This window comes from Paenibacillus sp. P46E (assembly GCF_001909095.1).
In the GTDB taxonomy this organism is placed as follows: domain Bacteria; phylum Bacillota; class Bacilli; order Paenibacillales; family Paenibacillaceae; genus Paenibacillus_AQ; species Paenibacillus_AQ helianthi.
In genome coordinates this window covers 248,935-264,300 of record NZ_LVYZ01000044.1, presented here as the reverse complement: position 1 = coordinate 264,300, position 15,366 = coordinate 248,935, and the positions used below count along the sequence as shown (strand labels likewise).

Annotated in this window: 2 protein-coding genes; both read left to right on the top strand. The window is 52.1% G+C overall.

From position 1 onward, the window contains the following. The first annotated feature begins 9 nt into the window (after positions 1-9). Complete coding sequence (locus A3849_RS16915; RefSeq protein ID WP_074112460.1) at positions 10-4,539, top strand: type I polyketide synthase; 4,530 nt, start codon at positions 10-12, stop codon at positions 4,537-4,539. Between the two features lie 47 nt (positions 4,540-4,586). Further along, positions 4,587-15,347, top strand: coding sequence for a non-ribosomal peptide synthetase (locus A3849_RS16910; protein ID WP_306010715.1), 10,761 nt, complete (start codon positions 4,587-4,589; stop codon positions 15,345-15,347). Positions 15,348-15,366: the final 19 nt, after the last annotated feature.

Below are 15,366 nucleotides of genomic sequence, written 5' to 3'. Positions count from 1 at the left end.
GGATGAATAGTGGACAACCCGGAACAATTGGATCAGATCGCTGTCATCGGGCTAGCGTGCAGATTTCCCGGCGCAAGGAACGTGGATGAATTCTGGCACAATCTTAGCCATGGAGTGGAATCGGTCACCTTCTTCACAGACGAGGAACTGCGGGCTGCGGGGGTGGATGAAACAAGGCTGAGTGATCCGAATTATGTAAAAGCAAGACCAGTCGTTGAAGGGATTGGAGAATTTGATGCTCCTTTTTTCCAGATGAATCCTAAAGAAGCCTCCATGCTGGACCCCCAGCACAGGGTTTTTCTCGAATGCTCCTGGGAGGCGCTGGAAGCTGCGGGCTATGACTCCGAGCAGTACAAAGGCAGAATTGGTGTCTTCGCCGGTTCAGACACTAACACCTACCTGCTGAATTGTGTATTGCCAAGCATCGACTTGCTGTCATCGGTCAGCGTAATTCAGAGCAAAATGAACGACAAGGATTATCTAAGCACGCGCGTCTCTTACAAGCTCAACCTCAAAGGACCGAGCGTAACGGTTCAGACTGCCTGCTCCACCTCTTTGGTCGCGATCCATCAGGCTTGCGAGAGCCTGCTGAACGGGCAATGTGATCTGAGCTTGGCGGGCGGTGTTTCGTTCGGAGTACCTCAAATCGGTGGATATACGTACGAAACTGGAGGGATTGTATCGCCTGACGGGCATTGCCGTGCCTTTGATGCAAGCTCCCAGGGCACGATATTTGGGGATGGCATCGGCGTCGTTATTCTCAAAAGGCTGGAGGATGCTATAGCAGATGGAGATAACATCCACGCTGTTGTGCTGGGCTCTGCGATTAACAATGACGGTTCTGACAAGGTAGGGTTTACGGCTCCCAGTATATCCGGGCAAGCGGAGGTGATTGCGGAAGCGCTTACTGTAGCCAATGCGCATCCTGAAACGATTACCTATGTTGAAGCTCACGGCACCGCAACGGCAATGGGAGATCCGATTGAGATTATGGCGTTAACCCGGGCCTTCGGTAGCAAGACGCAGAAAACATCCTATTGTGCTATTGGTACTGTCAAAACAAATGTGGGGCATCTGTCCACAGCAGCGGGCATGGCCGGGTTCATTAAGACGGTGTTGTGCTTAAAGCACCGGCAGTTGCCGCCGACGCTGCACTACAGGGAAGCTAATCCGCAGATAGATTTTGCCGGAACACCTTTTTACGTAAACCATTCCTTGCAGGAATGGGAGATCGGCAGCGGGTTCCGTCGGGCAGGAGTCAGTTCATTTGGCATGGGCGGTACCAATGCCCACCTGATTCTTCAGGAAGCTCCGCGGACAGTGCCGTCCGCACAAGGTAAAGCCTGGCATTCTATAATGTTATCCGCAAGAAGCTTATCGGCACTGGAGAATTACAAGATGAAGCTGGCTGCATTTTTGCAGGAGAATAAAGAGGCGAACATCGCAGACTTGGCTTATACCTTGCAAGTAGGCAGAAGATCCTTCGCTTACCGGACGGCATTGGCTTGCCGCTCGGCAGAAGAGGCGCTGTCACTGCTGGGCAATGATCAGACGGGGCGGATGGCAGTGGGGATAGCCGAAGGGAATACCCCTTCGGTTACCTTCCTGTTTCCGGGTCTCGGAGAGCATTATCCCGGTATGGCTGCGGAGCTGTATCGAACAGAGCCGGTTTTCCGCAAGCATCTGGACCGCTGTCTTGAGCTGGTCGAGAAGGATATCGGCTACGATTTGAGGGGTATCCTGTTGTCAGAAGATAGCCGTGATATGAAGGGGCCGGGTCTTGATTTACGCAGATTAATGCAAGGAGTGTCCGGGCATCCGGAGGATCCTCCGTCTGTACTTCATCGGCCGCTTCTCAGTTATCCGGCGATCTTCAGCGTTGAATATGCCTTGGCAAGCACTCTGGCGGAGTGGGGCATCCGTCCACGGGCACTGATTGGCCACAGCATAGGCGAATATGCTGCGGCCTGTATAGCGGGAGTCTTCACGCTGGAGGATGCCCTGAAGCTGATTTGCCGCAGAGGGGAGATGATGGAGAGTCTGCCTCCCGGTGCCATGTTGGCCGTAATGGCGCCACCTGAGGTGCTGATCGATGAGTTGCAGAACGGCTTGTCTGTATCGGTTCTGAACGGTCCGGCTTCCTGTGTAGTAGCGGGTAAGCAGGAGCTTATTACAGAGCTATCCACTATGTTGCTTAACAAGGGGATTGCGTGCCGGAGAGTATCCGCAGGATATGCTTTTCACTCCCCGATGGTAGAGCCCATACTTGAGAGATTTGAAGCTCTCATTCAGACGGTTTCTCTGCAGCCGCCAAGCATCCCTTATATTTCCAATCTCACGGGAACCTGGATTACGCGGGAACAAGCAGTAGACCCCGGCTACTGGGTTCAACACCTGCGTCAGCCGGTACGTCTGTCCGAGGGAATAGAGGAATTGTGGAGAGATCGGTCGAGAGTTTTTCTTGAAGTGGGGCCGGGCCAGATGCTGACCACTTTGTTTATCCAGCATCCGGCCAGCGGAGGCGCTTTTGAATCCGTTATATCAACAATGGCTGCACCACATGACGGACAACCGGCTGCGGGCTTGCTGACGCATGCACTTGGCAGGCTATGGACACAAGGCGTTCCGCTGGACTGGGCGAAATATTATCAAGGCGAGCGCAGGCAAAGGCTGACTTTGCCCACCTATCCCTTTGAAAAGAAGACGTACTGGATTCATCCTGGGCCGGCGGATATTCCAATGGTTGGATCTATACGGGAACCTTCCGGGATGAGATGGTATTCTCCCGGATGGCGTCGGGCGCTGCAGTGCAGCCACAGCTTCGCGGTCTCCCAAAAGTGGCTGCTGTTCGCGGATCAGCAAGGATTGGGGGCGGGGCTGGCTGAGCGGTTGGTGAAGCAGGGGCAAGAAGTGGTTCTTGTCACCCGGGGAGAGAGCTTCATAAGGCATTCCCGGCTTACTTATTCCCTTGATTCACGTTGCACCGGACATTATGAAGAGCTTGTCCGGGAACTGGTGCAGTACGACCTTTTGCCTGACAAGGTTCTGGATTGCCAGAGCCTTGGAGCGGAGGGGGAAGGCGGCGCACAGGATGGACAAGTGCCGGAGCTGCTCGCCTGGATTCAATGTCTGGAACGGATAAGGGAGAATTATCCGGTAGATTACCTTGTTCTGTCAGAAGAGCTTCAGGAGGTCACCGGAAGCGAAACGCTGAGTCCGGTGAACAGGAATATCATGTCTCTGCTGGATTCGATTCCGCTCGAATATCCTCACCTGACATGCAGAATTGTTGATTTGGAAGCAGGCATAACCGATACGCGGGAGATTCAGCGCTGGACCGATGTATTATGGCACGAATTGGCTCCACAGGCAGGCAGCCGTTTATCCGCATATCGGAACCGGCTGAAATGGGTACCCGATTATTATGAAGTACAGCCGATACCGGAGCAGATGACTGAGGTTCTCCCAGAGGGCATCTATGTGGTCATCGGAGCAGACAGCGAAATAGGGGGGGCTGTGGCAGAATATTTAGCCAAAGATATCCCTACGGCGTCCGATGGCGTCTTGCCTGTGCAAGATCCGCCTGCTGCAACAGAGAAAGTCCGCTTTCGTCTGAAGGTCATTATCCGTTCGGCCGGGGAGATTCACTCGGTTCGCCATGAGATCGGCAGTCCGGAAGAATGCGGCAGGCTTCTTGAAACGGTTCGCCGTACTTGGGGGCAGATCCGTATTTTATTTTGCACAGAGGAGGCCATACTCCCGGTAACGCTGCAACCGGCCTCTAGCGTGACTGAAGTATCGGAAGAGCTGCAATGGCTGGCTGATTTGGTGCTGGAGAATGAGCCTGAACAGGTGATAGTCTGTACCTCTCTACTCTCTGCTCTCGGCGGATTTGGCGCTTGTCATGAACGGGTGACACAGAACTTGCTGCATCGCTGGGTGCGCAACAGCTCCAGCACAGGCGGAATTCAATGGAGAATCGTACAACTAGACAGGTTACCGGAAAATGCCCGGCAAACGCCATCCCTCATGACGGATCATGGACAGAGGGTTTCAGAGGCAGAGTCAGCAGCAAGATTACTTGTGCTGGGGCTGGATCATATTTTGGCAGATCACTTAATTATCTCTCAGGATGATTTGAATGCCCGACTGGCTGGAGACCGCCGAGTGATCCTGGACAGTGAGGAGTCCATGCCGGCTGCATTACATGAGCGTCCATTGTTGAGGATGAATTATCTTGCCCCCCGGAACGAAACCGAACAGAAAATTGCAGAGTTATGGCAAAATGCGCTTGGCATTCGGAATGTGGGAGTGGAAGACAATTTTTTTGAACTGGGCGGCAATTCGTTGCTGGCAGTTCAGCTTATTTTTCAAATCCGGCAAAGCTTCAATATTGAAATTGCGCTGGCTGATTTGGTCAAGGAGCCTACCGTGGCGTTTTTATCTGCTTATATTGATACCTTTCGGTGGGCTGAAAGAGAAAACAGTGAACCGGATATCACCCTATCCTCAGTACAGTATGAAGAGATTGAACTGTAAAGGCACTACTCCAAATTGTTGTGAATGAGGTGGAAGTATTGACCAAGATGAAGGTTGTAGAATTGTTAACGCATATTCGTGAATTAAATGGCAGCATCCAATGGGATGGAGATAAACTGCGTGTCCGTGCCCCTGAAGGCAAATTAAGTCCTGAATGCATGAAAGAACTGTCGGAGCGCAAGGAAGAGATTATTGCCTTTCTCAAAAAAGGGAAGATGTCGGCATCCCTTCCGGCCATTGTACCGGACCTGGAGAGCCGCTATGAGCCCTTTGGATTAACAGATGTGCAACAAGCCTACTGGCTGGGGCGGTCCGGTGATTTTGAACTGGGAAATGTGGCTACGCATATTTATATGGAATTTGAAGAGGAGGGGATGGATCCCAAGCGCCTGGAACAGGCGTGGCGGATCTTAATCGAACGTCATGACATGCTGCGGGCAATCGTGCACCCGGATGGACGCCAGCAGGTGCTGGAGAGCGTTCCTCCGTATTCGCTGAAGGTTACGGATCTTCGCGGCATGTCTCAGTCCGAAGCGGGTCAGGAACTGTTGCACATCAGGGAGACTCTATCGCATCAAGTGTTGCAAAGTAATCACTGGCCTTTGTTTGATATCCGTGCTTCCCTGATGGGCGAGCAGTTGGTCAGGCTTCATGTCAGCATGGATCTTCTGATCGCAGATGCAATGAGTTGTCAAATATTGCTTCGTGAATTGGCAATGATCTATCAGGACTTGAGTACGCCTCTGGCGCCGGTCGAACTGACTTTCAGAGATTGCGTGTTGGCGATGAAGGCCATAGAGGATACTGAATTGTATCAGGAATCGCTGGCTTATTGGCAGAAACGTCTACCGTCCTTACCTCCTGCTCCCGAATTGCCGCTCGCGGTTAAGCCTGATGAAATACTGAAGCCCAGATTTATCCGGCGAAAAGGATTTATGCGCAAGGAGTCCTGGAGCAAGCTGAAAAAACGAGCCAAGGCAGCCGGAGTAACACCAACGATTGTTTTGCTCTCGGCCTTTTCCGAAATATTGCGCACATGGAGCAGAAATCCGCAATTCACCCTGAATTTAACACTGTTTAACCGCATGCCGCTTCATCCGCAGATGAATGAAGTGGTTGGAGACTACACCACTTTAAATCTGTTGGAAATTAATGCCGGCGGTGACCGGAGCTTTGAGCAAAAAGCCCGCGAAATGCAAGAACAGCTATGGGCAGATCTGGATCATCGGCATGTTGGCGGGGTGCGTGTCATGCGTGAGTATGCCAAGATGTACGGTGGAGCCCAAAGATTCGTGATGCCTATTATCTTCACCAGTGAGTTGGATAACGCAGATGAAGAGCTGTTTATCATTCAGAATGAGGCTGAAACCGGGAACATTACAGACAATATAGAAGTAGCCGGGTTAGGGAAAGAAGTATACGGAATCAGCCAGACACCACAAGTATGGCTAGATCACCAGGTAGGGGAAAGAAGCGGTGCGCTCACGTTCAACTGGGATGCCGCGGAAGACTTATTCCCGGCGGGCGTGTTGGATACGATGTTCGAAACTTACTGCCTGTTGCTTCAGCAGCTGGCAGATGAGGAGACGTGTTGGAGTCAATCGGGACGGATTCATGTTCCCGCAGATTTGGCAGCTACAGGCCTGAAGCCTGAAGTGACCAGGGTGGCCGATCAGGAACTGCTGCCTGCTGTGTTTGCCAAGCACTGTGAACAGAGGCCAGATCACCCGGCCCTTGTGTATGGCGGTCATCAGATGACCTATAATGAACTGGATGTTCTGACCAACCGTATGGGGCGCTGGTTGAGGGAACAAGGTGTGAAGCCCAATCAACTGGTGGCCATCGTGATGGAGAAAGGGTGGGAGCAGATTGCCGCCGTGCTGGGTATACTGAAGTCCGGCGCCGCCTATCTCCCTGTTGCGGCGGATCTGCCGCAGGAACGGATCTCCTATCTCCTGGACAACGGACAAGTGTCCATTGTCTTCAGCCAATCGGTATGGAAGGATAAGCTGGCATGCCCCGTGAATACCCAGGTTGTGTATGTCGATGAATATAATTGGCTGGATCTGGACGGAGGGGCACTTGAAGAGGTACTGCAGCCTGATGATCTCGCCTATGTGATTTATACTTCCGGGTCCACGGGAGCTCCCAAAGGTGTTGCTGTAGATCATCGCGGGATTGTCAACACCATCCGGGAAATGAACGGGCTGTTCGGCATAGGGGAGAACGATCGTATTCTCGCATTATCTGCGCTTAATTTCGATTTGTCGGTATACGATATATTCGGCACCTTCGCTGCGGGAGCCACCTTGGTACTGCCCCGGGCAGACTCCAACCGGGAGCCGGCTCACTGGGCAGAGCTGTTATCCAAAGAAAGAATAACGGTATGGAATTCGGTGCCGGCCTTGATGGAGATGCTTGTGGAATATTTGACGGGTCACTCCAGAAGTCTGCCGGGCTACCTGAGATGGATATGGCTCAGCGGAGACCGTATTCCGCTGGAGCTTCCGGGGCAGGTGAAAACATTAGCTCCGCAGGCAGGTATAGTCAGCCTGGGAGGTGCGACGGAAGCCTCCATTTGGTCAATTATGTACCCGATTGAACAAGTTGATCCCAGCTGGAACAGCATTCCCTACGGCAAGGCGCTTCCGAATCAAAATGTCTATGTAATGGATGAGGAACTGAACATCCGTCCGGTATGGGTGCCGGGAGACATTATTATCGGCGGAGCAGGGGTTGCCAGGGGATATTGGAGAGATGAGGAGAAAACCTCATCAAGCTTTGTAATCCATCCAGTTACGGGGGAGCGGTTATACCGCACCGGCGATGTGGGCAGGTATCGGCCGGATGGTAATATCGAGTTTCTGGGCCGGGAGGATCTGCAGGTGAAAATCGGCGGGTACCGTATTGAGCTTGGTGAAATCGAGAATGCGTTGGCACAATATCCGGATGTTCACACCAGTGCGGTTCATATATTCGGCGAAGCGGGAGAGACCAAACGGCTCGTCGCTTTTTTGGTTTCTGAGACAAAGAGCGAATTTTCTTATGACCATGTACGTTCCTATTTGTCTACTAAGCTGCCGGCGTACATGATTCCGCAGGCTTTTGTAACTCTTGACGAACTTCCCTTAACCGCGAACGGGAAAATAAACCGCCAGGCCCTTCCACTGCCGGAACAAGGTCCAGCCAACAAAGGCTATGTGGCTCCGGTGCGACCGATTGAACGCGAGCTTGCCGCCATTCTGGCGAATGAGCTAGGTATAGTGCAGGCGGGAATTTATGATAATTTCTTTGAATTGGGAGGCGACTCCATTCTGGCAATCAGGCTCTTGCACCAGGTTAAAAACAGGTACAATGTAGAGATTCCGGTACGGAGGTTGTTCGAAGCACCGACAATTTGGGCACTGGTGAATGAAATTGAACTGCTTGGCAACGCAAGCGGTACGCATCCAGCGGTAGAAGAAGTGCATGTGATTCAGCCCAATAAGGAGGATCTTCACAAACCGTTCCCGCTTACGGGCCTGCAACAGGCTTATTTAATCGGTCGAAGTGATGCGATAGCGCTGGGAAATGTGGCATGTCATACCTATGAAGAGGTTGACTTCGGTTATCTGGATCTGGAAAGATTCAGCGGGGCCTGGTCCCGGCTGATTAACCGGCATGATATGCTGCGGACGGTCATCCGGCGGGATGGCCAGCAGGAGGTATTGAAGGATCTTCCTTCTTACACCATTGAAGTGGCGAATCTGCGCGGGAAGACCCCCGAAGCATGCGAGCTGGAGTTGATGGCCTTGCGTGAGCGGATGTCGCATCAGGTGATGGATATTGAGCAATGGCCTTTATTTGAAATCCGTGCAACGATATTGGAACAAGGGACCAGGCTTCACCTGAGCGTGGACGCCATGATTGCCGATGCCTGGAGTGTCGGAATCCTGACTAAGGAGGTCTGTGAACTGTACGAGCACCCGGAAAGAGAACTGGAGGAGCTCAGTATTACGTTCAGGGACTATGTCATGGGAGAGATAGCACTAAAGGAAACAGAACCGTACAAGAAATCGTTGGAATACTGGTTGCCGCGTCTGCTGGAACTTCCTCCGGCTCCCGGGCTTCCACAGGCGAAAACTATCGAAACGATTGAACAGCCGCAATTTGTGCGGAGAAGAAGCGAGCTGAGCCCCGAGAATTGGAACAAGCTGAAGAAGAATGCGGCCCAAATTGGCTTGACGCCATCCGGCATTATGATGGCGGCGTTCTCGGAAGTGCTGACGATATGGAGCGATTCGCCTAAATTCACCATAAATGTGCCACAGTTCAACCGCATGCCTTTGCATCCGGAGGTCAATGCACTGGTCGGGGAATTTGCTTCTTTCTATCTGCTGGAGGTTGACAATACGGAAGAAGATACCTTTGTAGACCGGGCAAAACGCCTTCAGGGCCAGCTCTGGCAAGACATGAACCACAGCTATGTAAGCGGTGTGCAAATCATCAGGGAGCTGGCGAAGGCGCAGGGAGGAGGCCAGGCCGTTGCCATTCCTATCGTTTTCACTAGCACGATCGGGTTGCTGGAGGAGGATACCTCTCCTTTTGACGGTCTCGGTCAGGTCGTCTACAGCATTTCGCAGACTCCCCAGGTATGGCTCGATTGTCAGGTCGGGGAGAAGGGCGACGGTGTGATGTTCAACTGGGATGCCGTGGACGAAATCTTCCCGTCCGGGATGCTGGATGACATGTTTATGGCCTACTGTGATCTTCTGCTGAAATTGGCGAATTACGAAGCAGTATGGTCAAGCCGTCAGCTGGATCTTGTTCCGCGGGATCAGCTAGAGCAGCGGGAAGCTGTGAACCAGACGGGGCAGTGTATGACGGATACCCTGGTTCATATGCTCTTTGCAGAGCAGGCGGACAGATCACCTGACCAGATAGCGGTGATTTCGCATAATCGTATCATGACCTACGGTGATGTATTCCGGGAGTCCAACCAGGCAGCGAGACTGCTAAGGGAGTGTGGTGCCGAGCCTAATAAACTGGTTGCCATCGTAATGGAAAAGGGATGGGAGCAGGTTGTCGGTGCTATGGCGGTCATACAGTCAGGAGCAGCCTGCCTGCCAATTGATGCAGAGCTGCCCTTAGAGCGAATCCAATATGCCTTGGAGAACGGAGAAGTGGATGTTGTATTAACACAGTCCCGTTTGGATGAGGCCCTGCATTGGCCGGAAGGAATTACCAGAATCAGTCTGGATACAGTGGATTTGTCCAATTGGGAGGACAGCGCGTTGTTGCCGGTCCAGAAGCCGGAAGATTTGGCTTATGTCATATACACTTCCGGTTCGACCGGAACACCGAAGGGAGTAATGATCTCACATCGCAGTCTCGCTAATGTGGTGTTGTACACCAATGAAGCTCTTTCAGTCTCAGCTTCGGACCGGATGCTGGCACTAACGATGTTGCATCATGATTTGGCGATGTATGATTTGTTCGGCATGCTGGCTGCGGGTGGGGTAATTGTCCTCCCGGATCCTTCATTGCGGAGAGAGCCTTCCCATTGGCTGGAACTTATGAGAGCAGAGCACGTCACGCTCTGGAATTCAGTACCGGCTATGCTGGAGATGCTTCTTGCTTATGCGGAAGACAGAAACCAGAGCCTGCCGGAATCTCTGCGGCAGGCTATTGCAGGCGGGGACCGGATACCGGTTACCTTGCCGGAGCGTTTGAAGGCCTTATCGGGACATGCCCAGTTTCTGAGCATAGGAGGGCCAACGGAGACAACCATCTGGAATATCTGGTATCCCGTCGATGAAGTGAAGCCCGATTGGACAACCATCCCTTACGGCAAACCGATTGCCAATAACGCCTACTACATTATGGATTCGAAATTAAACGATAGACCGACTTGGGTAGCCGGGGAAATGTATTGTGAGGGCGTGCAATTGGCCAAAGGCTATTGGGGCGATCTGGAACGGACGCGAAGCCAATTCGTGTATCATCCCCGCACCGGCAGACGTTTGTACCGCACCGGAGATATCGGGCGTTATTTACCTGACGGAAACATTGAGTTCGTGGGGCGTGCCGACAACCAAATTAAGGTGAACGGCAACCGGATAGAGCTTGGCGAGATTGAGTCGGTATTGGTGAAACATGACGATGTCAGGGCGGCGGCGGTGACGTTTATTGAACAAGGGAAAAACAAACGTATCGTCGCATATTATGTGCCTGAACGCAGTGCAAATAGCGGCGAAGCGAATGAAGAAACTGCCGATCCACTACATCCGGATGCTCTGGAAGCTGAAGGCATACTGCTTGACCCGATTGCGCGTTTGGAGTTTAAGCAGAAACATCTGGGGATCCGCTCCTTGGAGCATTCTCAAAGTATACAGCTTCCGCTGAGTGAGAATAAGGATGAATCCGCTGAGCCTTACATTAACCGCCGCAGTTACCGGATATTCAAGGAAACTGTGTTGTCCATGGATCAGTTTGGCGGATTTCTCCGTTGCTTGATGAAGATGGATTTTGAGAAGCTGCCTTTCCCCAAATATAGATTTGGCTCCGCGGGAGGACTGTATCCGGTTCAGGTCTATCTGTATATCAAGGAAGGAAGAGTAGAGGGGATTGCAGGGGGCGCTTATTACTATAACCCTTATGAGAACCGTCTCGTTTCGCTTCCGGGCGACGTCCGCATTGAAGGGAAATTGTTTCCGCCCGGTAACCGGGAAGTGTTCGAGGCATCGGCATTCTCGTTGTGCTTGATCGGAGAGATGGATGCGATTCAACCGATGTACGGGTCCATGGCTAAGAACTTCTGCTATCTGGAAGCAGGTCTGATGACGCAATTGCTGGAGATGACCGCACCCGATTATGAAGTGGGCCTTTGTCAGATTGGAAATGTAAATGAAGAGATCATTCGGGAAATCTTTCAGTTGGGAGACAGCCATGTGTACCTACACAGCCTGTTCGGAGGCAGTATTGATACGACAAGGGACAAGCTTGCGGGCCTGGAAGAAGATTGGGGCGGCTATAAAATATCGGTCGAGAAGAAGGAAGAAGCCTCTGCGCTTAACCAAGAGCTGACCGCTTATCTAAAAGAGAAGCTCCCTGCACATATGATTCCTGTTGAATATGTCCCGCTGGCGGCATTGCCGCTGACGTCTAACGGAAAAGTCAATCGGAAGCTGCTGCCGCTTCCCGGTTTTGGGGACAAATTGGAAGAGACCGTATTTGTGAAGCCACGAAATGCGGAAGAGCGTAAATTAGCCCTCATTTTAGCAACAGGGCTTGGCCATGATGAGATCGGAGTACATGATAACTTTTTTGAACTCGGCGCAGATTCCTTGATGGCCATTCAATTCATCTCGCATATCCGGCAGTCCTTTCAAGTAGATATGCCGTTGCGGAGCTTGTTCGCAGAGCCTACCATTGCAGGTCTTGCGAATAAAATCACAGAGCTTGGCGGCCAATTAGTCGAAGAGGGGGATTCAGAGCTTGCCGAACAGCAAGGGGGACAGAGCGATCTTCCCGTGATCATACATGAATTCGAATCCAGATATGAGCCGTTTCCTTTAACGGATGTTCAGCAGGCATGCTGGATAGGCCGCAATTTTGACCTGGAGCTTGGTAATATCGGGATGCATGTGTATCTGGAGGTAGAGCAGGCGGATCTTGATCTGGAGCGATTTGGAGCAGCCTGGAGAAAGTTGGTGGAGCGGCACGAAATGCTGAGAGCCATTGTCTTGCCGGACGGACAGCAGCAAATTCTGAAAGAGGTGCCCGAGTACACTATTGCCGTGCTGGATTTGCAGGACTGCTCCAAAGAAACGGCAGACCTTGAACTCCATGCAATACGCGAACGGATGTCACATCAAGTGCTGCCTTCGGACCGCTGGCCTTTATTTGAGATGCGCGCTTCGTTGCTCCGGGACCATAAAGTCCGCATGCATGTCAGTATTGACCTTCTGATCTGTGATGTTTGGAGTTCGAGAATTGTTAGCCAGGAACTGATCCAGTTGTATCTAAATCCGGATATGGAATTAGAACCGCTGGAAGTTTCCTTCCGCGATTACGTGCTGGCCGAAATGAAAATTCGCGGGACGCAGATTTATGAGACCTCAATGAATTATTGGAAGAATCGGATCCCCACTCTGCCGCCGGCTCCTGAGCTGCCTATAATTAAACAGCCGGGTTCCCTTGCAAGACCTGAATTTGTCCGGCGGGTAGGCAGTCTTGAACCGGTTCGGTGGGAACGTTTGAAGGCACGTGCCACGCAAGCTGGTTTGACGCATTCGGGCATGCTGGCCGCTGCTTATGCCGAAGTTCTGACAGCCTGGAGCAAGAATCCGCACTTCACTTTAAACCTGTCGCTCTTTAACCGGCTGCCCATTCATCCGCAAATCAATCAAATTGTCGGTGATTTCACCTCAATTATTTTGCTTGAGATTGACAATTCGGGGCTGGGGGGATTCACTCAGCGGGCGCGTCAACTGCAGCAGCAGCTATGGGATGATCTGGATCATCGCTTTGTCAGCGGCGTGCAGGTTATTCGGGAAATGGCAAGACAAGAAGGCAGCGCTCCGAGGGCGGTGATGCCGGTTGTATTTACAAGCACATTGAACCTGGGGCCGTCCGATTATCCTTCCGGTTCCCTGGATTCTGAAGATGATACCATCTATGGAATTTCTCAGACTCCTCAGGTTTGGCTGGACCATGTTGTCAGCGAACAAGGTGGGGCTCTGGTATTCAATTGGGATGCGGTTGAAGAATTGTTCCCTGAAGGATTGTTGGACAGTATGTTTGCGGCTTATTGCCATTTACTGAACACTCTGGCCGATACGGAGGAAGCCTGGAATCAGACCGTCCATGAACTGGTTCCGGTGCCTGCCTGCGATTTGCAACTGTATCGGGAAGTGAATAACACTACAGCGCCCGAATCCAGGCAGCTGCTCCATGAACTGTTCCTGAATCAGGCAGAGCAACGGCCGGATCAGGTGGCTGTAATCGCCCCTGGACAGACACTGACTTATGGAGATTTGACTGCTTATGCGCTTCGGATTGGAGGATGGCTGCGGGACAGAGGGGCAAAAGCCAATTCATTAGTGGCTATTATTATGGATAAAGGATGGGAACAAATTGCAGCGGCACTGGGGGTACTTCACTCGGGAGCGGCTTATTTGCCGATCAACCCGGATCTTCCGGAATCGCAGCTTCTGTACATGTTGGATAACGGTGAAGTTGAGCTTGTGCTTACACAATCATGGGTTGCAGATCGAATCGGCTGGCCGGATACTATTGCGAGTCTGAATGTGGATCAAGTGATGAGCCTCGGATTGCCGGTGAGCCTAGCGGCAGATATTGCCCGGAGTCCGGAGGATTTGGCGTATGTTATCTATACCTCTGGCTCTACTGGGACTCCAAAAGGAGTCATGATTGATCACCGTGGAGCGGTCAATACCATACTCGATATTAACCGGCGGTTTGGAGTAGGGGAAGAAGACCGGGTGCTGGCGTTATCTTCCTTCAGCTTTGATCTGTCAGTCTATGACGTGTTTGGACTGCTCGCGGCCGGAGGAGCCATTATCATTCCGGAATCCGATGGGGCCAAGGATCCGGCGCATTGGGTTGACCTGATCACTGAGCAGAGAGTCACCATTTGGAATACGGTCCCAACGCTAATGGAAATGCTCGTTGAATATGCGGGTGGACGTCAGAATAGCCTGCCTAATGCTCTCCGGCTTGTACTCTTAAGCGGAGACTGGATCCCTGTGTCTTTGCCGGAACGAATTCATTCTATTGCCGAAGGCGTACAAATCATCAGCCTGGGAGGCGCCACGGAAGCGGCCATCTGGTCCATTGCGCACCCGATTGAACAGGTGGAGCCAGAAGCAAGCAGCATTCCATATGGAAAGCCGTTGTGCAACCAGACTTTTCATGTGCTCGACGTAAGCCTGGAGCCGCGTCCGTTATGGGTTCCGGGAAATCTTTATATCGGAGGGCTGGGCCTCGCGAGGGGCTACTGGCGAGATGACGAGAAGAGTGCATCTAGCTTCATTCAATGTCCGCGTACGGGGGAACGTCTCTATTATACCGGCGATATTGGCAGATACACTGCAGATGGAAGTATTGAGTTCCTTGGTCGGGAAGACTTGCAGGTCAAGATACAGGGTCACCGGATAGAGCTGGGAGAGATTGAAGCAGCCCTATGCCAGCATCCAGCTGTCCGCTCCGCCGTTGTTACAGCGGTAGGGGAGAACCGGCAGAAGCATCAGATGGTGGCTTACGTCGTTGCGGACCGGCAGGCGGATGCGAATCCATTGCTGCTGAATGTGTCTGCATCCGCCGAAGGCAGTGATTTGTCTGTGAAAGAAGTGCTGCACAAATTTTTGTCTGACAAGGTAGCCTATTACATGCTGCCGAGTGAATATATTCTCCTGGACGATCTGCCGCTCAATGCCAATGGCAAGGTAGATCGTAAAGCTCTTCCTGCGCCGGATCGGCTCCGGCAGGGCACAGAATATGAATACATCGCTCCTACAACAGCAGTTGAAGAAGAACTGGCGCATATTTGGGCCGAAGTTTTGGGTCTTGCGCAGATTGGAATAAGGGACAACTTCTTTGAACTTGGAGGCCATTCCCTGCTTGCGGCGCAGGTGATGACCAGAACCTACGAGGTATTCAAGGTGGAGATTCCAATGAGGATGTTCTTTGAAGCGCCGTTTATTGAAGGCTTTGCCCGGAATGTCGAAGCCTTGCTGTGGATGCAGCAATCGGCTTCCGAATCGTCCGGGGAGAATAGCGGCGTCCGCGAGGAAATTGAGATTTAGCAGAAAGAGGGGCAAACCA

Bases quoted from the DNA above. Each gene is read 5' to 3' on its own strand.
- A3849_RS16910 (WP_306010715.1), top strand. From the start codon at position 4,587: ATGAAGGTTGTAGAATTGTTAACGCATATTCGTGAATTAAATGGCAGC.